The sequence below is a fragment of the Sedimentitalea todarodis genome (assembly GCF_032595355.1).
Classification (GTDB): Bacteria; Pseudomonadota; Alphaproteobacteria; order Rhodobacterales; family Rhodobacteraceae; genus Sedimentitalea; species Sedimentitalea todarodis.
On sequence record NZ_JASMWN010000002.1, the window covers coordinates 50,536 to 70,829 of the forward strand.

A 20,294-nucleotide genomic window follows, 5' to 3' on the forward strand; every position below is an offset into this window, starting at 1 on the left:
TTTCTGACCTTGGCGGCGTTTCCGCACAGGATGTGTTGCGAAATGGCTCCGTGATCGTCGAGCGATGTGCAGACGTGCAGGGGGCCTGCGCGCAACTGCCGATTGGCGGCGCAGGCGCATCGCACTAGGTCTGTCTGGTAATCACGGAGACTGCAATCATGGGACAACTGGTGGGCGGCATCTGGCAAGACGCGCGGATCAACACGGTCAAATCAGACGGCAGCTTTGATCGCGCCAGTTCGGTCATGCGCAACTGGGTCACACCGGATGGCCAGCCCGGCCCGACAGGGCGCGGCGGATTTGCCGCCGAATCCGGGCGCTATCACCTTTATGTCAGCTATGCGTGCCCCTGGGCGCATCGCACGCTGATCTTTCGGCAACTCAAGCAGTTGAGCGATCACATCCCGGTTTCCGTGGTGCATCCGGACATGCTCGGCTCGGGCTGGGCCTTCGAGAAGGATGAGCATGGCGCGACCGGAGATGATCTCTTTGGGTCCGACTTCATGCACCAGATCTATACCCGCGCCGATCCGAGCCATACCGGGCTAGTCACGGTGCCGGTCTTGTGGGACAAGGCGCAGGAAACCATCGTCTCTAACGAAAGCGCCGAGATCATCCGCATGTTCAACTCTGCGTTTGACGGGCTAACAGGAAACACCGATGATTTTTGGCCTGCCGAATTGCGCGACGGAATTGATGCGGTGAACGCGCGGGTCTATGACACTATCAACAACGGCGTTTACAAAGCCGGGTTCGCCACCAGCCAATCGGCCTATGACGCGGCGGTCGGACCGCTCTTCGAAAGCCTCGACTGGCTTGAAGACCGTCTTTCAACGCAACGCTACTTGCTGGGTGATCGGGTTACAGAGGCCGATTGGCGATTGCTGACAACACTGCTGAGGTTTGATTCCGTCTATCATCTGCATTTCAAATGCAACCGTGCGCGGCTGATCGATTACGTCAACTTATGGGACTATACCCGCGAATTGTATCAGTGGCCGGGCATCGCGGCGACGGTCAACATGGAACATATCGTCCGCCACTATCACTATAGCCATGAAACCATCAATCCAAACCGGATCATCCCGATCAACCCGATTGTCAACTGGTCAGCCCCGCATGGGCGCGATCAGCGTGGCGCGGCGTAATGTTCGACCATCGCCGCCAGGTCCTCTGGCGGCGTTTCGCTCTGAACATAGGCACAGGCATTGGGAGAATGGGCAAAGATCGACCCGTCCGAAAAGAAGCTGGTGTTGGTGACAAAGATCACCCGGGCGTCCGGTCTGCGATAACTCGCAAAATCCGCGACCGCCAGCGCGCTGCCATTGTCGAGCACCAGATCAAGCACGATGATCTCGTAGTCATTGGCGGAGAGCGACATGATCGCCGCCTCCTGACTGTGAACCAAACTCACATTGGCACCTTGTCTTTCAAGATGGCGGCGCCACAATAGACCTAATTCTGGTCTGCTTTCTACAATAAGCACTTTCATACAATCACCCGGGCACCGTTCTAAGTTCTACCTTCCATGTGTGCCTCTTACCCCTACCTAGACTGATGTTCCCAATCCCTTAACAAAACCTTAACGGCACTCGGCGGTGGTTCACCCTACGACAACATCCTTGTGATTCCGGCGAAAATCCGCTTGAACGTCCGCAAATCTTGACGAAAACGTGAAGTCTCATCAAATGCCTTTCTTGCCCAAGCACAGGAATCCCGCCGACCTTGAGAGCGACGGACGAATCAACACATCTGTTCGGCATTGCGCCCAAAACCGAGACGAATGGATGGGCTTGCCCACCGGGATCAACCCCGCGCCCGACCCGCTTTTGCAAGTTTGCGTGCAGGTCTGGAGGGCACGACCGGACGCCGCCGCCGCATGGCCAAATTGGCTGAAAGAGCGGCACATCTGGTCGCGTCGCTTCCCCTGCTCCACAAGGTCTCTGCGCCCCGGAATGCAAGCGGCCGATAACCGGCAGGCGTCGGCGTGACCACTGCCCTGGCTCTTGTGCTTGCATTGATTATTGACGCTTTGCTGGGCGAGCCCGGCTGGCTATGGTCTCGCCTGCCCCATCCGGCGGTGCTTGCCGGGCGGGTCGTTGGCTGGCTGGACCGGATGCTGAACAGCGGCATTGCGCGTCGGCTGAAAGGTGTGCTCGCGATGCTGATCCTGATTGCAGGTGCCGCTGGCGTGGGAACTCTGCTTGCGTCCGGAGGGCCGGTTCTCGAAATCCTGTGCGCCGCGGTCCTGCTCGCCCAAAAATCCCTGGTCCAGCATGTCTCGGCGGTCGCAAAGGCACTGCGCCTGTCGTTACAGGACGCGCGCATGACGGTGGCCATGATCGTCAGCCGTGATTGCCGCGACATGACCGAGGCGCAGATCGCACGCTCGGCGATTGAAAGCGCTGCCGAAAATCTCAGCGATGGTGTGGTCGCACCCGCCTTCTGGTTCCTGATCGGTGGCCTTCCCGGCATCCTTGTCTACAAGGCGGTGAACACTGCAGATAGCATGATCGGGTATCGCAATGACCGTTACCTCGCATTCGGATGGGCGGCGGCCCGGCTTGACGATGTATTGAACCTGATCCCCGCCCGCCTGACCGGCCTGATGATCGCGCTTCTCGCGGGACAGTTGCGCCAATGGCCGGCAATTGCGCGGGACGCACACCAGCATCGCTCGCCCAATGCGGGCTGGCCCGAGGCGGCCATGGCCCGCGCTCTTGATCTCGCCCTTGCAGGGCCGCGCAGCTATGATGGCCAACTTCGGCAACTCGCATGGGTCAACGGTGCCGCGCGCAAGGACATCGGCGCCAGCGACATCGAGGGTGCCGTGAACATCCTCTGGCGGGTATGGGCCCTGTTGCTTGGTTTTGTGATTGCGATTGCAACGCTGCTTGTGCTGCCGATAAGTTGACGAGACTGTCATAACCGACCGGGCTTTTCATGCGCATTTTCCCTTTTTTCCTGTTCGCCTTGCTTGCCGCGGGCCCACTCCATGCAACCTGCGGGGGGTCATTCTCCACATTCGTCGCCGCGTTCAAGACCGAGGCGATCGCGGCAGGATACGCCCCCGAAACCGTCGAAGATTTCTTTGCATCCGCACAACAGGATCAAGGTGTTCTGCGCGCGGATCGGTCTCAAGGGGTGTTTCAGAAACCTTTCATCGAATTCTCGCGCAGGCTGATCTCGCAAAACCGGATTGACCGGGGTCGCCGCAACGCCACCAGGTACAAATCCGTATTTGACCGGATCGAGGCGGAGTATGGGGTGTCGCGCGGCGTCCTGCTCGCCTTTTGGGCGTTTGAAACAGACTTCGGAGCGATTCAGGGAGATTTCAACACACTGAATGCGTTGCTGACGCTGTCGCATGATTGTCGACGTCCCGATCTGTTTCGCCCGCAGGTTCTTGCCGCACTGGAGTTGTATCAGCGCGGAGATTTCAGCCCGACCCGAACCACCGGAGCCTGGGCAGGCGAAATTGGCATGGTCCAGATGCTGCCAAGCGACATTCTGGAAAGCGGGATTGACGGTGACGGCGACGGGCATGTGACCCTCAAGACGTCCGCCGCGGATGCCCTGATGTCTGGCGGGCGCATGTTGGCGGCGCTCGGTTGGCGCGCAGGCGAACCCTGGCTTCAAGAGGTCGTGATTCCCGGTTCGCTGGACCTGTCACACACCGGCATCAACCATACCAAGACGGTCGCCGCCTGGGCTGCGCTTGGCGTCATGGCGCGACAAGGCGAAATGGCTGCGGGTGATTTGCAGGCATCGCTGATCCTGCCACAGGGACACAAGGGGCCGGCATTCATCGCCTACCCGAATTTCAACGTCTATTTCGAATGGAACCAGAGCTTTGTCTATGTACTGACGGCCGCATACTTCGCGACGCGGCTTGAAGGGGCAACCGTCTATGACGCCGGAAATCCCAACCCGGGCCTGACCGGTGCGCAGATGAAGGCGTTGCAGGCAAAGCTGCAGGACCGTGGCCATGACGTCGGAAAGATCGACGGGATCCTGGGCGCGCGTACCCGCCGCGCTGTTCAAGCCGAACAGGTGCGAATTGGCCTGCCAGCCGATGCCTGGCCGACCGCCGCACTGCTGTCCCGCCTCTAGGATCGTCCGGGGCAGATTGGAGCACGGTGCCGGTCTTCACAAAAAAATTTGCGAGACGTGGAACCGAACCAGCAGTGTGCCTGTTGTCCTGCCATATGAAGACGACGCCGGAACACAGAGACCGGCGCACTCGAACCGAAGGAGAAATCGAGATGAAACAGTTGCTTGCAACCACAGCTCTTTCCTTGGCCCTTGTCGGACCGGCATTTGCGACGGACACCGCCAAGAAGGATGAAACCGCGCTTGAACAGACCGGCGATGCGATCAAGCAAACGGCGAGCGACGCCGCCGAGGCAGTCGAGAACACAGCCGACGATGCCGTTGCCGCAACCAAAAAGGCTGCTGATGCGACCGCCGAAAAAACCGAGAACGCCATTGACGCAGCCGGCGATGCCACCCGCGAGGCGAACCAGGAGTTGACCAACGACGCCACGCCGGGAATGGTCACGCCACCTGCGGCCGTACCGCTGGAAGGCTATGCGCTTGTCGAGCCGACCGAAGTCACCGCCGAAGAGCTTGACGGTGCCCGCGTCTATGACAGCAAGAACGAATGGATTGGCGAAATATCCGAGATCGTCTTGAACAACGATGGCGAGATTGAAACCCTGGTCGTGGATGTGGGTGGCTTTCTGGGTATCGGCGAAAAGCCCGTTGGTCTTGGCTTTGAAAGCTTCAGCCTGCAGAAAGAACAGGAAACCGGCGAATTGCGAACCATGGTTTCGTCAAGCAAGGAAGAACTTGAGCAGCTGCCGGAATACGACAGCTAAAGCGTTTCGCGTCAAACCTGAATCACCTAACGCTGCCCGAAATCTCAGATTTCAACGCGTTAGGTGATACCAGACGACCCAAGTTAAACGCGAAACGCTCCAAGAGCGACAACACCAAAGGTGCAAAAGGGCCCAACGGGGCCCTTTTCGCGTTTTCGGGTGGTTCAGGCCACCATGGATTCCGCCTTTTTCAGATCGACAGATACCAACTGCGACACGCCTTGTTCGGCCATCGTAACACCGAACAGGCGGTCCATCCTGCTCATGGTGACGGCGTGGTGCGTGATGATCAGGAACCTGGTATCGGTCTGGCGGCACATCTCGTCCAGCAGATCGCAGAACCGCGTCACGTTCGCATCATCCAGCGGCGCGTCCACTTCATCCAGAACACAGATCGGTGCCGGGTTGGCGAGGAACACCGCAAAGATCAGCGCCATAGCGGTCAGGGTCTGCTCGCCACCTGACAACAGCGACAAGGTGCTCAGCTTCTTGCCCGGCGGTTGGCACATGATTTCGAGCCCGGCCTCCAGCGGATCATCGCTTTCCACCATCACAAGATTGGCCTCGCCACCGCCGAACAAATGCTTGAATAGCAGTGAAAAATTGCTGTTCACCTGTTCAAACGCCGTCAGCAGCCGTTCGCGACCTTCACGGTTGAGACCGGCAATACCGCTGCGCAGCGTCTTGATCGCCTCTTCCAGATCGGCCTTTTCGCTCTGCAGGGTGTCGTGCTCTTGCTGCACCTCCTTGGCGTCTTCCTCGGCCCGCAGGTTCACCGCACCCAAGGCGTCGCGCTGCCGCTTGTGGCGGCTCACCTCAGCCTCGAGCGTTTCCGCATCCGGCATCTGGTCAGGGGTCACATCAAGCTGATTGAGCAACTGGCTGGGCGTCAGTTGCTGATCGTCGGCAATCCGCTCGGCCGCATGGCTCACGCTTTCGCGGGCGGCTTCCATCCGGGCCTCGGCACGGGCCCGCGCCTCGCGCGTTTCGGAGGCTGTCCGTTCGGCTTCACGTTCGGCCTGCACCGCATTTCGTTGCGCGCTTTCGCCGGTCGACAGGGCATCTGCGGCGTCAGTGCGCCGCACCTCGGCCTTGGTGATCTCAATAGAGAGTTCATCACGCTTGGCGGCGATTTCGGCAGGCACGGCGCTGGCTTCGTCCAGTTCCTGCTCTGAAACGGCCTTGCGCTCGGCCAGTTCGGAAATCCGCTTCTCCGCCGTCTCAAGCCGATGACGCCAGCCGCTCAACTCCTTGGTCACGTCCTGGCTACGGCGCGTGCGCGCATCGCCTTCACGGCGCAGCTCATCGTGGGCAGACCGGCGCGACATCATCGTGATCCGGCTGGCCTCGACGGTCATCTTGATATCATCCGCCGCCGCCCGTGCCGCATCCAGATCGCCAAGATCGTCCAGAGCCCGTTCGGCCTCGCGAAGTTGCGCGCGCGCGGACATCGCCTCTTCCTCGTGCCGGGTTACCGCGAGACCCAGCGATTCGAGCCTCCCCTTTGCAAGATTTCGATCCGCTTCGGCACGGCTCAGCGCGCGACCGGCATCTGTCACCGCCCGGTCGGCATCACGGCGTGCGATCCGTGCGCGTTGATCGGCTTCGGCCAGATCGCTCAGGGTTCTGGTCAGTGCCTCATGCGCCTGCGCGGCCCCTTCTGCCCGCGCGGTCGCTTGCACCAGGGATTGCTTGAGTTCTTCCAACCGGTTCAGTTGCTGCAATCGCAGGGCCGCCGCACTCGGCGCGTCCTCGGCCCAGGCCCGAAAACCGTCCCACCGCCACAAATCGCCGTCGAGCGACACCAGCCGCTGCCCCGGTTTCAAGTCCCCCTGCAGACGCGGCCCGTCGTCGGCTGCCACCAGACCGATTTGGCTCATGCGGCGCTGCAAGACGTCCGGGACCGACACATGGTTCGACAGCGGCGTGATCCCGCCCGGCAATCCCTGCGTTTGCGCATACGCCGACAGTACCGTCCAGCCGGATGGCCCGTCGCCTTCAACCTCTGGTGCCCGCAGATCATCGGCCAACGCCGCCCCAAGCGCCTTTTCGAATCCCTGCTCGACCTGCAACCGGTCGAGCACCTGGCCACCCTCGGCCGTGTCTCGCTCAAGAAGTTTGCTCAGCGCGGTGACTTCTGCCTGCAAGGCATTCAATTCGCCGGTTGCTTCTGACCGTTCTGCCCGCGCATCGGCCTCGCGCTCATGCGCCTCTGCCCGGTCTGCCTCGGTCTGGCTCAATGCGTCCTCGGCGTTTGCAGCCGACTCGACCGCAGCCTCTTCGGCGGCGGTCGCCATCTCCAGATCCTGCCCCGCCTTGTCCAGCGCCGCCCGTGATGCAGCCATCGCCTCGCGTGCTTTTGCCGCCTCCGCCTCGGATTTGGCTTGTGTCTTGCGGCTGTCTTCCAACAGGCGCTGCGCCGACTGATAGCGAGCGGCAAGGCGCGCAACGTCCTCGGTCTGCTGTGCCAGATCGGTTTCCCGCGCCTGCAATACAGACGCCGCCTCCGTCGCCATTTCCGCAGCTTCAACAAGCCGATCTTCGTGCCCCTCACCGGCCTTGGCAAGCTCGCACAATTCCCAGTCCAGCCGTTCGATCGTGTCATCCGCATCCCGGTTCAGACCGGTCTCCCGGTCGATGTCGCGGCCCAACTGCTCGATCCTGCCCGTCAGCGTGTCGATCGTCTGCTTGGCGCGGTTCTCCTGGTCGGTGAGCGTATCGCGCTGCACCTGCAAGCGTTGCAAGACGGCGGCGGCAATCGCCTCTTCTTCGCGCAACGGCGGCAACGCCTCTTCCAGTTCCGTCCGCAGCTTGCCTGCCTGCCGCGCCGCTGCTTCGGCCTGTGCCGCCTCGGTGGTGCGTCCGCGCAAGACGTCCTCGGCTGCGGCACGCGCGGCGTCGGCTTCCTTCCAGCGGCTATAGAGCAACATGCCCTCGGCCTGACGCAAGTGTTCGCCGATTTGACGATACCGCGCCGCCTGCCGGGCCTGCCGGGCCAGTTGCGCCAGGTGTGTCGCCAACTGTTCGATCACGTCATCCACGCGCAGGAGATTGCTTTCGGCGCCCTTGAGTTTCAGTTCCGCCTCGTGCCGTCGCTGATAGAGCCCCGAGATCCCTGCCGCCTCTTCAAGAATACGCCGCCGCGCCTTGGGTTTGGCGTTGATCAGTTCCGCGATTTGCCCCTGACGGACAAGCGCGGGTGAATGTGCGCCCGTAGAGGCATCCGCGAACAGCATCTGAACGTCTCGGGCGCGCACATCCTTGGTGTTCGCCTTGTAGGCGCTGCCCACGTCCCGCGTGATGCGCCGCACGATATCCACCGTGTCGGCCTCGTTGAAACCCGTGGGTGCCAGTCGGTCCGAATTGTCGATATGAAGGCAGACCTCGGCAAAGTTGCGTGCGGGCCGGGTTGCGGCTCCGGCAAAGATCACGTCCTCCATGCCACCGCCCCGCATCGCCGTGGGCCGGTTTTCCCCCATCACCCAACGCAATGCTTCAAGCAGGTTCGACTTGCCACAGCCATTCGGACCCACCACGCCCGTCAGACCATCCGCGATGATCAGATCGGTTGGATCAACAAAGCTCTTGAAGCCGGTCAGTCGGAGTTTGGTAAAGCGCACTGTCGGACCTGTCCTGATTCCTGCATGAGTCCGAAATGTGCCGCCTAGCCCCCCACCGAGTCAACGCGTTTACGCTCTATCTGGTCAAATAGGCGGATTTTTCCACAATATATTGATCGTTGCCATAGATTTTCCGCCGATCAATAGGGATCACAATCATAGTCATAGTACGGCGCACCCGGTTCATCATCCAACCAGGTGCTGAGTTGGACGCAGCTGTAGGACGCCCGAACCGGCTGCCGGGACCAGTCTGGCGGCCGCCCACCGCAAGAAAGTTCACCTGTCATCTGCGCCTGATCACCCAACACCCGTACAACCTCGCACCCGCTGACCTGCGCCATTGCGAAACGCGCACGCACGGGCAATGGCCCGAGCCGGGGCGCGTATTGCGGATTGACCCGAAGCGCCTCGGCCAGCTCCCCACGAACACGCACATCGAAAGCGCTGCCAGCAACGGTGACGCGGGTCGCCGGAAGATCGCGAAAATACGGCCCCGGAGTGCTACAGGCACCAAGCCATACCAGCAGGAGCAAGATCAGTCGAACCATAGGCCGCACAGTGCGCCAATGACGGTAAATGAATCGTTATGATCTGCGGGCTCACCGCGCACGTTGAAAGCCGATTTTCTACGCCATCAGCCGCCAAAAAACCGGGTTGAATCCCGCCGTTCTCTGGTCATATCATTTTACCAATCAGCGGAGCCAAGAGATGCCGTTCCAGAAAATCCAGACAGAAAAGCTGTCAACCTCGGTCGTTCGTCAGATTGAACAATTGATACTGCGTGGGATTCTTCGCCCCGGCGAACGCCTGCCTTCGGAGCGGGAACTGTCGGACCGGCTCGGCGTCTCCCGCCCCAGCCTTCGTGATGCAGTGGCAGAGCTGCAGGCCAAGGGATTGCTGTCCACGCGCGCCGGCGCTGGTGTATTTGTGGCCGAAGTGCTGGGCTCTGCCTTCTCTCCGGCCTTGACCGAATTGTTCGCGCGGCACGACGAGGCCGTGTTTGACTATCTCTCCTTCCGCCGCGACGTTGAAGCACTCGCCGCGGAACGGGCCGCGCGCCTCGGCACCGATAGTGATCTCGCGGTTGTCCAGGCCACCTTTGACCAAATGGCCAACGCCAAGCGGCGCAATGCCGAGGACGATGCGGAACTGGATGCGCAATTTCACAGTGCCATAATCGACGCCAGCCACAATGTCGTCATGCTGCACATGATGCGGTCAATGTTCGATCTGCTGCGCAGTGGCGTGTTCTATAATCGCCAGATCATCTTTGAGCAGCGCACCAGCCGTGACGCGCTGCTAGACCAGCATCGCAGCATCAACGACGCAATCCAGGCCCGAAACCCGGATGCCGCCCGCACCGCCGTAATTGCCCATCTGAACTTTGTCGAGCAGGCGCTCCGGGACCAGCACCGGTCTGAAACGAACGAGGCCATCGCGAGACAGAAACTGAGCCAGACCCACGGGCAAAAATAGCAGCCAATGGTTCTCGCAAAGGCTACAGGTGCGATAGGCGATGTTAGAGTCGTAACGCTCCAATCATGCTATTCACGCCGTCGGTTTGCGACTGGCGGCGATGACCGTGGCGTCATTTGCGCGCACTTCGAACCCGGCGTGATCCAGATTGCGAAGGAAGGAAGAGATCGTCTCTCCCTGCGCATAGAACGCGTTGGGATGAAGTTTGACGACCATCAACTGGCACTGTTTCAAACCTTCCGGATCATCTGAAATCAGATCGAACTCCGCCCCGTTGATGTCACAGATCAACGCATACGGCGCAACCATGTCTTTGCTGGCGAGCAACTGTGACAGGGTCGTCGTCGGGACCAGGATCGCGTTCGCTTGTTGCTGCGCGCGCCGATCAGCCACAACACCACCAGCACGTGCATCCGCAGGCACGTCAAATGGCACTCTGTCCACGCCGGAATAGTCGATGGCTAGATTGAGCACACACAATTCCCGATCCGCACCGCCACGCAAGGCATTGTCGCGGCAAAGGTCGAAGAGCTGCGGATTGGCCTCAACAATGACCTGCCGCTGATCTTTCCCTAGCCTGCGATTGACGAGACCCGAAATCACACCGTAGCCGCCACCCAGAACCACAACCGGCAAATCCGTTGGCATTTCGTCCCTGATCAGCCTCCACATGGGCTTCTCGTAGTACCCTTTGCGCATCGCATTATACGTCAGGTAAGGAATGTCGCCGGGATGTTCGAACCGAATGCCTTCGACATCCAGCATGTTTTTTGCGGCTCGTGTTCGAATGACCTTCTTTAACCTCTTGCTGGGTCGCACAAATTCCTGACCACCCCGCTCAACGAAGGTTTGCCGATGTCTCCGGGCGTCGCCCCGTGCGTTGCCGATGTCCAGTCGCGTGCATGTCGTAGTCACCGAACGCTCGGCAAGGGCCTTTACGTACTTCTTTTCGAACCGGTTGCAGGCGTCATAAAACACCTGATCAATCGTTCCTTTCCCAAGGTGCTCAACGCGAAAGTCAACGGCATAGGAGGAAAACCCTCGCAGCTTCGCCTGTGTGACCAGATCTGTGGCATAGAGGTGAAACCCCTCAAGATCGCAGGAAAAGCCAAGCCGCGCATCCTGTCGCAACAGGATGAAGTTCTCATCAAGAGATTCAACCTGTTCTGGTCGTTCTCGCTGGGGTGCCGCGAAAACCACTGCCTGTTCATTCAGGAACATGAACTGCTCATTCCCACGCAGCCCCGCGTTACCCAGAACCGCCCAGTGCGGATCCGCTTCGGACAGTTCACGGATAATCTCGCGAAGCCGTTCCGGCCCGTCGAGCGCGAGAACATCCTGATGACAGAACACGACGAACTCACCCCGCGCATGGTTTGCAAGCCTGTTCAGCCCACCATAGCCATCGCCCTGATTGCTGGCCGAATTGTCGATATACAGAAACTCGGCACAGCTCTCGTCAAATCCCCTATCGACCATCGACTGCACCATGGCCTGATATTGGGCGTTCTTCGTCACCAGCGAGCAAAAGGAAAACTCGATGTCATAGGTCGGATGGCCGTCAATCGCGACGGGCTTGACGGTGTTGGGGCGGTCATCCGAATTCATAAGGTGCCTCGCATGCAGATTGCTGGTCCAACGATCTTGAGGGCGACGCAGGATCATCCATGTTTGATCCGGATGTGTCAAAATCAATCAAGGGGATCAATCCTTATCGGCGTTGGCTGGCGTCAGCGCCCTGACAAGACGCACAACTTCGCTCGGTGCGTGGGCAAGCCAGAAATCCGGATCATAGCGTTCGAAAGCATGGCAGCCAAACGGCAATTGCCTCCCCGTTCGCGCGAACAGATCCGCCGGGCAGACCTCGAAGGCGAACGATGCCGCAATCTCGGGCGATGGGATCCTGTACATGGGAAAGGCGGCAGCGATGTCTCTGGTCCACAAGACATCCTCGTTCAGAACCTTGCGTCGCACGACCACCCTTTGAGTTCCGATGAGGGAAAGGGCCCAATTCACAGCAGAGATGATACCGACCTTGCCTGCCACACGGATCCCGAGAGACCGCGGCAGAAACACCGCATTTCTGAATACCGACAGGGTCGATGGAATATGGCGCAACGACAGGCCGCCATTCAGGGTCTGCAAGAATTGCAGTGGCCGCCTCGGTTCACCATATCCCTCGAACATCGGTGATCCAACAAATGCATAGCCCTTGCCCAACCACTCCCGCAGCGTGGGTTTGAGGATAATCGCATCATGCTGACAAATCAGTATGTAGTCGCTCGAAACGAACCGTTCATAGAAGTCGGGTTCAGACAGGAGACTGTTATATCCGGATACATCGCGAAAGCAGCGGTCCTCGAAGGTCTCGACAGTGATCTCGGCATCGTCGGCGGCACCGAGTGCATCGCGGAGTTCAGAGAGCAGCGCAAATTGCCCATGTCCCCCGATCAGGACCGCGGGGAAGCCCCGCAACATTCGCAGATTGTGACGTACAAGATCGAACTCTGCCGGACTGAGTGGGCGGTAGATCGGGATGATGATGCTGCAACTCGACATTCAACCGCACCCCCGGCATGGCCCGAACGGTTTGAACCCGACGCAGCGCTGACAAACAACAAAGCCCCGGCCGCCATCGGCGCCCGGGACTCGGTAGAAAAAAGTAGGGCAATGGGCGGACACGCCTAGTGCAGTTTTGCGTCCACCTCGGCAATGGCGCTCTCGATCAGCTTGTTGCCATCCGTCGCGGTCATCTGCTTGCCAATCACTTCACGCGAAGCGGCAATGGCGATCAAGATCGCCTGATCGCGCACTTCTTTCACGGCCGAGGCTTGGGCCGATGAGATCTGGTCTTCTGCGGCAGCAAGACGACGCACGATCGAAAGCTGCAGGTCTTCCTTGGCTTTCTCCGCAGCTTGCGCCGCTTCTTCGCGGGCCGTCGACACGATGCGATCTGCCTGTTCCTGAACTTCCTTCTGCTTGCGCTCGTAGGACGCCAGGATGGTCTGTGCTTCTTCGCGCAGCGCACGGGCTTCGTCGAGTTCGGACTTGATGCCCTCGGCGCGGCTATCCAGCATTCCACCCAACTTGCCGGGTACTTTCAGGTAAACCAGCACGCCGATGAACAGAAGAAACGCCAGCAGAACGATAAAGTTCGTGTTGTGCAGCGAGAAAAACGGACCGCCAGCGGCCAGCGCGGGACTGGCTGCGCCAAAGGTCAGGACAAGGGCGATGATGTTGCGCATATCTCTTATCCTTTCACACGGCTTGCAACTGCGGCTTGAACCGCATCTGCATCTGCCTTGCCGCCCAGTGCCGCAACGATCTCTGCTGCGGTGTCGGTTGCAACGGCCTTGACGCTCTCCAACGCACCAGCGCGGATTTCCGAAATGGCCTTTTCGGATTCGGCTGACTTGGCCGCAATCTCGGCATCCGCCTTTTCGATTGCGACGTCCAGATCTGCCTGAATCTCCGCCCTCGCCTTGGTGACGATGGTCTGTGCCTCGGCGCGGGCATCCGCCAGCGCCTTGTTGTACGCCTCTTCCGCCTCGACGGCCTTGGCCTTCAGATCCTCGGCAGCGGCAAGATCGCTGGTGATCGTGCCCTGACGCTCCGCAAGGATCGCGGCGATGCGCGGCAAAGCCACGCGCGACAGCACGAGAAAGATCACGACCAGCGTGACGGCCAACCAGAACATCTGATTGGGGAACCAGTCAAAACACAGCTGCGGCATGCCAATGGCACCGCCATGCGCATCCACGCATGTTCCGGCCTCTTCGAGGCTAACCGGGCTGACGTGTTCGACTGCTGTGGTTTCGGTTGCCATGTCGTTCTCCTTGGGAACTTAGCTTACGCTAGGCGGCGCATCACGTGCACCGCCCAGCCGTAAGGAATCGGGTTCCGAAGGGCTTAGACGGCAAACATCAGCAGAAGCGCGACGAGGAACGAGAAGATCCCCAGCGCTTCCGAGAATGCGATACCGATGAACATGGTCGCTGTCTGACCGCCAGCGGCCGACGGGTTGCGCAGCGCACCGGACAGGAAATTCCCGACCACGTGGCCCACACCGACAGCGGCTCCGCCCATACCGGTACAAGCCAGACCTGCGCCGATATATGCGCCCATTTGTACGACGTCACCTTCCATGATTTTTCTCCTTACGATGGAATAGGTTGAGTTCTCAGGCGACGGGAGCGTCCCGCCACACAACTTAGTGATGCGGGTGCAATGCGTCCTTGAGATACACACAAGTCAGGATTGCAAAAACGTAGGCCTGGATGAAGGACACCAGCACTTCGAGAGCATAGATCGCGGTGATCGCCAAAACCGAGACCGGCGCGATGGCGGCAACCGCGGCAAAGCCCGCGAACACTTTCATCACTGCGTGGCCGGCCATCATGTTGCCCATCAGACGAATGGAGTGGCTGACCGGGCGAACAAAGTAGGAGATGACCTCGATCAGGGCGAGGATCGGTCGCAACGGCAAAGGCGCGGCGCTGATCCAGAACAGCTTGATAAAGCTGACACCATGCAACACGAACCCCAGGATCGTCACGGTCAGGAACACGGCCATCGCCATCACAACGGTCACCGCCAGATGGCTGGTCGTGGTGAAGGACCCCGGAATCAGCCCGAGGAAGTTGGCGCAGACGATGAACATGAACAAAGTCATGATATATGGGAAATACTTGATCCCGTCCTTGCCCGTCACGTCTTCGACCATCTTGTAGACAAAGCCATAGGCCAGTTCGGCAATGGACTGGCCGCGCGACGGCACAATCGCGCGCTTGCTGGTGCTCAGCACCAGGAGGGCGATGATCGCAAGAATCGTGAGTCCCAGCCACAGGGTGACGTTGGTCGGGGTGTACCAGGCGACAGCACCATCGCCAAACAGCGGCTTGACGATGAACTGGTCCATCGGGTGGAAGACCAGCCCGCTTTCCTCAGAGACGTGTTCTACACCCAACGATTCGCTTGCCAAGGTTCAGTCCCTCTCGTTCTTTTCGGCCTCTTCGGCCATTTTCGTATTCTGGATCTCTCGCGCGCTGCGCAGCATCGTTTTGATACCTGCGGCGAGGCCCAGCAATGTAAACAGGATTAGGAAGATCGGGAGTGTCCCGAACAGGCTGTCCAGCCCGTATCCCATCCCAAAGCCGATCCCGAGACCGACCACCAATTCAATCACCATCCGCCAGGCCAGATGCGCCTGAGAGTAGTGTTCATCATTATGGGATTTCCCCGGTTCGACCTGCTTGGCCGCTTCGATCTTGGCCTCAAGCTGCGCCAAACGCCGCTTTTGGTCCTCGTCGATCACCGGGATATCCCTCATGCGTTGTCTGTTTAGGTGCTACGGAACGGGCGGGTCAGAGTCAATTGCGAGATTGTCGCGCCGAAAACGCTCTTAAGATACTGATTAAAATAAATTAAATTGAGCCTCTTGCGAGGCGCAACAAACCGTCGCAGCCGTCAACCTTTGGTTCCTGGCTTTTTCTCATATTCAACCTCTTGGTTGACTATGCCATTCTGCCGGCCTCACCCGCTGGCTGACAGTGGACAATAGCAACCTGTCGTTAGCAACCTGTCGTTATCACTGATTTCGGTCGGGCAAGACCCAAGGGCTTGAGTTGAAGCACACCCTCCACATAGACTGAACAGGACGGACGGGAACGCACCTGTCAGAACAACGCACAGGGTCTCCTATGTTCCGCCATATTCTCCCGATCAGTGCGTTGTTGCTTGGCTCCGCCCTTCTCGTGCTCGCCGGCGGCATCAATACCTTGATCCTGCCGGTCCGCGGCTCGCATGAAGGGTTCAGTTCCTTTTCCCTCGGTCTGCTGGGCACCGGATGGGCGGTTGGCTACATCGCAGGCTGCCTCCTGACTCCGAAACTGGTGGCCAAAGTCGGTCACATCCGCGCGTTTGGCGCGCTATGTTCGCTTTGCGCGGTGGCTGTTCTTGGCTCGTTGATTCTCATGTCACCCTGGACCTGGATACCGCTCCGGGGTCTGTCCGGCTTCTGCTTCGCTGGCACCGCGATGATCGTCGAAAGCTGGCTGGGCGAGCGGGCAACGGCGGCGAACCGTGGCAAGGTTTTCGGGTTTTATACGATGATCAACCTGGGTGCGACAACGGCAGGACAAATGATGCTGACGCTGGGCGACACCACCGGCTACCTGTTCTTTGTGGTTGCCGCGATGGTCTACAGCTTTGCCCTGATCCCGACCGCGATATCCTCTACAACCACGCCCAAACCACTGGTTTCCGTGCGGCTGGATATTCGTGGCCTTTGGCGCAATTCGCCGGTGGCCGTCGTTGCAGTAATGATGATCGGCGTGTCCAACAGCGCCTTTGGCACGCTGGCGGCTGTTTATGCGGATCGCATCGGATTGGTGCTTGCCACCATCGCCCTGTTCACCAGCCTTCCGATTCTGGCAGGCGCTGCGGCGCAAATTCCGGTCGGGGCGCTGTCTGACCGCATGGACCGGCGCAAAGTCCTGGTAGGAATCTCGGTCGTCGCAATCTGTGCGGATCTGGCCTTTGTCCTGCTGCACCCACAGGATGCAACGACCAACCTGATCATTGCGGCGGTACTGGGTGCCGCCATCTATGCGATGTATCCGGTGATCGTCGCCCATGCCAACGACCATGCCGCCCCGGACAGCTACATCCAGACCAGCGGCGGCTTGCTTCTCCTATACGGCGTCGGCGGGATCGTTGGGCCTTTGGTTGCTGGCTTTGGCATGACCAATCTGAATGTCAGCGCCCTCTTCATGACCACCATGCTCGCCCATACGCTGATCATCGTCTTTACGCTCTGGCGCATGACCCAGCGGCCCGAGGTGGCCATAGCCGACAAGGTGGATTTCGCCATGTCGCCTTTGGCCCGGTCCAGTACGCCGGAAACGGCAGCATTCGCCAAACCCGATGACGAAGAACGGCCCGTCACTCCCGAGTTGGGACAATAAGCCCGCAAAGTTCCTGCACGGCTGAACGCGATCAATGCCCCGAGAACACCAGCGTCGTGACCGGCAAGAGCAACATCTGAAACCGCAACATGGCTGCATGCACGACGCCAATTCCGTCGATGATGTGCAACCCGATCCGCTTGGCGGTGCTCATTTCTTCATGCTCCATCCGCTCGTGATTGCTCGTATAGGCGTTCGCAATGCAGGTGCTGCCGGGCGGCAGTGGGTCGATGCCGCCCTGATACAGCGGTTCCATAAAGGTCGTGATCGTGCCAGGGCGTTCATTGTCCTGCGGGTCGTACAACCGATCGCTTGGGCGAAACTGGCCCGAGGGGATCACATCCTGCACCGCCACGATCACCATTGGCACCACGGTAAATGGTTTGGTCAGACAGCCGATTTCCGCGATCATCCCCGGCTTGAGAACCTGCGCCGCAAGCTGGTTGAACCCCGCCTGAAACCGGATATGTCCGGACTCGGTCGGGACCAACAGCCCCGCTGGCCGCAGGAGCGGATTGACGACATCGCCGACTTCAAGTGCAAACTGTTCGATCCGACCCGATATTCCGGCAACCACCAGCGTCTTTTCCAACTGTGTCTGTGCCTGCTCAAGCGCCGCAACTGCACTGGCTTTCTGTGCCGGCAGCAATATCTCCATGTTCTGCTTGACGGCCTCCAGGTTCGCTTCGGCCGCGTGCACCTGCCCTTCGCGCTCCTTCAGACGGCTCGCCTGACGGTCGACCTCTGCCCGATTGGCCGCCGGTGATCCTTCGTCCAGCAACTTCTTGTTGCGCAAATAGTCGGCCTCGACCAGTTCATAGGCCGCCTTTGCCTGATCCAATGACGCCTGAGCCGCAGCGATTTCTGTCGGAGCAACTTCAAGCGCGGCAGTCACCTGGTCTACCTGGGTTTCTGCCGTGGCCGCTGCTGCCTCCTGGCTTGCTGAGTCAAGCCGGAACAACGGATCACCCGCCTTCACCGCCTGATTGTTGACGACATAGATTTCGGCCACGCGGCCGCCAGCCTCGGGCAGGATCGTGACAGTTCTAAAATAGGACGAAACCGCGCTGGTCGAGGGGTGAAAATAGAACAACAGCGTGATCACGGTCGTCGTCGCCATAAAGCAGGTGACCAGCCCCCACCGCAATTCATACCAGACCGAAAAGAAGTTGATTTCATGCCCGATCCGCTTGCCCTGAACATAGCGGCGAAACAGGAAGTCGGGCAGAATGGTGAACATTGCGCAGATCAGCGTTTCAAGCATGGCTCACTCCTCGCCGATGCGTTGGGGCAGTGCTTCGTTCACCGGTTCTGGCGCTGGCGCTGGTGGTTCCGGCTCCTGCCGGCGGGTCGCGGCCTCAAGCGAAGCGGCGATCGAATTGAGCGGGGTCAGGAAATCGGGCATGCGGAACGTTGCCACCAGAATGGCCACGACCCAGAACAGGTTGTTATGAGTGAAGAGCGCCAAGAGCGCGAGAATTCCCACCACCTGCATCTGCGAATGATTGCTCTCATGTGCCATCCGTTCCGGCATCGCGTGCAAAGTCAGGTAAAGAACACCAATCATCAAAACGAGTCCGATGGCAAAAACCGTCATGAAGGTAAAAAGCGGATCGCTCCCATCTGGGCCGGCTATGAAAGGTGGCAGATATGCGGGAGCCATCGGGTTCAGATCAGGAGTCGCCACGGGATAAGCTCATGTTCAGTTTCAATGCGTGCACTATGATCCACCACACTGCGCGCGGCAATATCGGAAACCACCGGCGCGGGTCAGAACGCACCTGCCGGGTCCGGAATACCTGAATGGGCCCGGTGGTGACGGGATGCTATGGTTTCAGAGCTGCCGATATTGGGCGGCATGGACTTGTTTCTTTGTGATAATTCAAAGGAGACGGACTGATGACACGTTGTGTGTTTGATACCGCTGACCTCGACGCCGAGCTGCAGGCGCTTCTCCAGATTACGGTTCTGAGCGGTTTCGCCGAAAATGGCTTTAATGACCCTAGCGTAACCCGGAGTTCCCGCAATCGGGATGATTGCGCGCGATATGCGGAAGTGAATCCGGTCGTTGATGGCGATGAGTGGGTCGGGCGCGGCCCTCGCCCAATCAGGTAGAACGCCCGGTTCTGACAAATTCTGCCCTTGCGGACGTTGCTCAAGGGGTGGTCTGCCGCGCCCGGGCCGAACGCAGGTGCCCGCCGCTGTGAAAGTGATCCAGACCGAGGATGCGTCGGCATCGCCGGCGGTGATCAATTGCACACCAACCTGCTATGGGCGGGCATCATGGCACTAGGTTGGCCAAGGCAGATGAACGCCCGCGAAAGCCGGTACGCCAGACCAGACGCGATCCTGCGGCTGGCCTGTCCCGCTGATCAGGATGCAACGCAGCCGCATGACGTCGTTGGCAACGACATAGCGCTTGCCGAGAGGCTCGTCCGTTCTGTAAAGATGGTCACCGAACTGGTTATGCGGGTCAAAATCAATCGGGCCGGGCTGCGCATCTTGTTTCGCCGATCGGGTGCTGATCTCTGGCCCCGACGCGAGGTGGCTCGATTTGATCTGGTCTGCCGGTCGGGGTGGCAATGGGAGTCTAACCGTGTCGCCACCTTGCTATTGCTCGCCAATCCGCTGACCGGCGCAGCAACCAAACCGGACGCCGATATCGTCACCAGACTAACCCCAGAAAGGCATCGCCGATGATCCGCACTGTGCCAGAAACCGCCAGCGTTGCCACACCCACCGAAGGCGGGCGGCTGTGTGCTCCGTCGGCTGAGCGGAACTGCCAGCCCCTTTGCAATCTGCTGACAAAGGTCGCGCCAGAACAGGGTGCTGCGCTGGAAATCGCCAGCGGCACCGGCCAGCACATCTTTGCATTTGCCGCCTGCCTGCCCGGTCTGACATGGCAGCCAACCGAGCCTGACCCGACCCGGCGTGCCAGCATAGATACCTATGTCGCCGAGGCCGGGCTTTCCAACCTGTCGCCAGCCCGTGATCTTGATGCCGCCGTACCCGGTTGGGGGGCCGCGCATCGCGGACAATCGCTGATCGTGCTGGTCAACTTGCTGCACCTGATCAGTACAGCCGAAGTACAAACATTGATCGACGAGGCGGCCCAGGCCCTCGGCCCCGGCGGCCGGTTCGTGATCTATGGCCCCTTCATGCGCGCGGGAGAGCTGACCAGCGAAGGCGACGAACGGTTTCATGCCAGCCTGCGCGCAATGGATCCGGAGATCGGCTATAAGGACGATTTCGATGTGCTCGATATCGCGCTCGCCGCCGGGCTGACGCCGGTGGATGTGGTCGAGATGCCCGCCAACAATCTTGCGCTGGTGCTGGAAAAGCCACCCGGCTGA

At 59.7% G+C, this 20,294-nt stretch carries 21 protein-coding genes; 8 read left to right on the forward strand and 13 right to left on the reverse strand.

The genetic code is table 11. The features are described from left to right. Positions 1-158 precede the first annotated feature (158 nt). Positions 159-1,148: a glutathione S-transferase family protein gene (locus QO231_RS02975; RefSeq protein WP_316773211.1), complete on the forward strand. Its 990-nt coding sequence runs from the start codon at positions 159-161 to the stop codon at positions 1,146-1,148. Here the strand turns inward: QO231_RS02975 and QO231_RS02980 are convergent. Beyond that, positions 1,130-1,492 (reverse strand): response regulator transcription factor, encoded by a 363-nt coding sequence (locus tag QO231_RS02980; protein WP_316773214.1) that lies wholly within the window; start codon positions 1,490-1,492, stop codon positions 1,130-1,132. The two genes, QO231_RS02975 and QO231_RS02980, sit on opposite strands and share 19 nt — an antisense overlap. Positions 1,493-1,987: 495 nt before the next feature. Between QO231_RS02980 and cbiB the strand changes: the two genes are divergently transcribed. From cbiB to QO231_RS02995, 3 genes are all read left to right on the forward strand, one after another. Then, positions 1,988-2,914 carry an adenosylcobinamide-phosphate synthase CbiB gene (gene cbiB, locus QO231_RS02985; protein ID WP_316773217.1) on the forward strand — a complete coding sequence of 309 codons (927 nt, stop codon included), beginning with the start codon at positions 1,988-1,990 and terminating at the stop codon, positions 2,912-2,914. A 29-nt stretch (positions 2,915-2,943) separates the two neighbouring features. Further along, on the forward strand, positions 2,944-4,113 hold the full coding sequence (locus QO231_RS02990) for a lytic murein transglycosylase (RefSeq protein WP_316773219.1): 1,170 nt from the start codon (positions 2,944-2,946) through the stop codon (positions 4,111-4,113). A gap of 152 nt (positions 4,114-4,265) precedes the next feature. Continuing rightward, entirely contained in the window at positions 4,266-4,880 is a 615-nt protein-coding gene (locus tag QO231_RS02995; RefSeq protein WP_316773222.1) for a PRC-barrel domain-containing protein, read from the forward strand. Positions 4,881-5,044: 164 nt separating this feature from the next. Here the strand turns inward: QO231_RS02995 and smc are convergent, their stop codons facing one another. Next, positions 5,045-8,500, reverse strand: coding sequence for a chromosome segregation protein SMC (gene smc / locus QO231_RS03000; RefSeq protein ID WP_316773224.1), 3,456 nt, complete (start codon positions 8,498-8,500; stop codon positions 5,045-5,047). 140 nt (positions 8,501-8,640) lie between these two features. Further along, positions 8,641-9,048, reverse strand: a complete 408-nt coding sequence (locus tag QO231_RS03005) for a hypothetical protein (RefSeq protein WP_316773225.1) — start codon at positions 9,046-9,048, stop codon at positions 8,641-8,643. 160 nt (positions 9,049-9,208) lie between these two features. Here QO231_RS03005 and QO231_RS03010 point away from each other — a divergent pair, with 160 nt between their 5' ends. Next, complete coding sequence (locus QO231_RS03010; protein WP_316773227.1) at positions 9,209-9,976, forward strand: FadR/GntR family transcriptional regulator; 768 nt, start codon at positions 9,209-9,211, stop codon at positions 9,974-9,976. 72 nt (positions 9,977-10,048) lie between these two features. On the opposite strand, the gene QO231_RS03015 is transcribed toward QO231_RS03010, so the two are convergent. From QO231_RS03015 to QO231_RS03045, 7 genes are all read right to left on the reverse strand, one after another. Next, on the reverse strand, positions 10,049-11,584 hold the full coding sequence (locus tag QO231_RS03015; protein ID WP_316773228.1) for an FkbM family methyltransferase: 1,536 nt from the start codon (positions 11,582-11,584) through the stop codon (positions 10,049-10,051). 96 nt (positions 11,585-11,680) lie between these two features. After that, a complete protein-coding gene (locus QO231_RS03020) occupies positions 11,681-12,535 on the reverse strand; it encodes a DUF5672 family protein (RefSeq protein ID WP_316773229.1) in 855 nt (284 codons plus the stop codon). 125 nt (positions 12,536-12,660) lie between these two features. Further along, positions 12,661-13,221 carry a F0F1 ATP synthase subunit B gene (locus tag QO231_RS03025; protein WP_316773231.1) on the reverse strand — a complete coding sequence of 187 codons (561 nt, stop codon included), beginning with the start codon at positions 13,219-13,221 and terminating at the stop codon, positions 12,661-12,663. A gap of 5 nt (positions 13,222-13,226) precedes the next feature. Beyond that, the gene (locus tag QO231_RS03030) at positions 13,227-13,802 is read right to left on the reverse strand and encodes a F0F1 ATP synthase subunit B' (protein WP_316773233.1); all 576 of its coding nucleotides are present in this window, start codon (positions 13,800-13,802) and stop codon (positions 13,227-13,229) included. 83 nt (positions 13,803-13,885) lie between these two features. Then, on the reverse strand, positions 13,886-14,122 hold the full coding sequence (locus QO231_RS03035) for a F0F1 ATP synthase subunit C (protein WP_085799500.1): 237 nt from the start codon (positions 14,120-14,122) through the stop codon (positions 13,886-13,888). Positions 14,123-14,186: 64 nt separating this feature from the next. Then, entirely contained in the window at positions 14,187-14,894 is a 708-nt protein-coding gene (locus QO231_RS03040) for a F0F1 ATP synthase subunit A (protein ID WP_316773844.1), read from the reverse strand. 66 nt (positions 14,895-14,960) lie between these two features. Further along, positions 14,961-15,305, reverse strand: a complete 345-nt coding sequence (locus tag QO231_RS03045) for an AtpZ/AtpI family protein (RefSeq protein ID WP_316773238.1) — start codon at positions 15,303-15,305, stop codon at positions 14,961-14,963. Positions 15,306-15,675: 370 nt separating this feature from the next. Between QO231_RS03045 and QO231_RS03050 the strand changes: the two genes are divergently transcribed. Continuing rightward, complete coding sequence (locus QO231_RS03050; RefSeq protein WP_316773239.1) at positions 15,676-16,941, forward strand: MFS transporter; 1,266 nt, start codon at positions 15,676-15,678, stop codon at positions 16,939-16,941. A gap of 31 nt (positions 16,942-16,972) precedes the next feature. Here the strand turns inward: QO231_RS03050 and QO231_RS03055 are convergent, their stop codons facing one another. From QO231_RS03055 to QO231_RS03065, 3 genes are all read right to left on the reverse strand, one after another. Beyond that, positions 16,973-18,205, reverse strand: a complete 1,233-nt coding sequence (locus tag QO231_RS03055; protein WP_316773241.1) for an HlyD family secretion protein — start codon at positions 18,203-18,205, stop codon at positions 16,973-16,975. 3 nt (positions 18,206-18,208) lie between these two features. Further along, entirely contained in the window at positions 18,209-18,628 is a 420-nt protein-coding gene (locus tag QO231_RS03060) for a hypothetical protein (RefSeq protein ID WP_316773242.1), read from the reverse strand. Positions 18,629-18,711: 83 nt separating this feature from the next. Further along, positions 18,712-19,200 carry a hypothetical protein gene (locus tag QO231_RS03065; protein ID WP_316773244.1) on the reverse strand — a complete coding sequence of 163 codons (489 nt, stop codon included), beginning with the start codon at positions 19,198-19,200 and terminating at the stop codon, positions 18,712-18,714. Positions 19,201-19,224: 24 nt separating this feature from the next. On the opposite strand from QO231_RS03065, the gene QO231_RS03070 reads away from it, so the two are divergent. Both QO231_RS03070 and QO231_RS03075 read left to right on the forward strand, forming a co-directional pair. Continuing rightward, complete coding sequence (locus QO231_RS03070; protein ID WP_316773246.1) at positions 19,225-19,641, forward strand: hypothetical protein; 417 nt, start codon at positions 19,225-19,227, stop codon at positions 19,639-19,641. Next, entirely contained in the window at positions 19,638-20,294 is a 657-nt protein-coding gene (locus QO231_RS03075; protein WP_316773247.1) for a DUF938 domain-containing protein, read from the forward strand. Before QO231_RS03070 ends, QO231_RS03075 begins: the two co-directional genes overlap by 4 nt.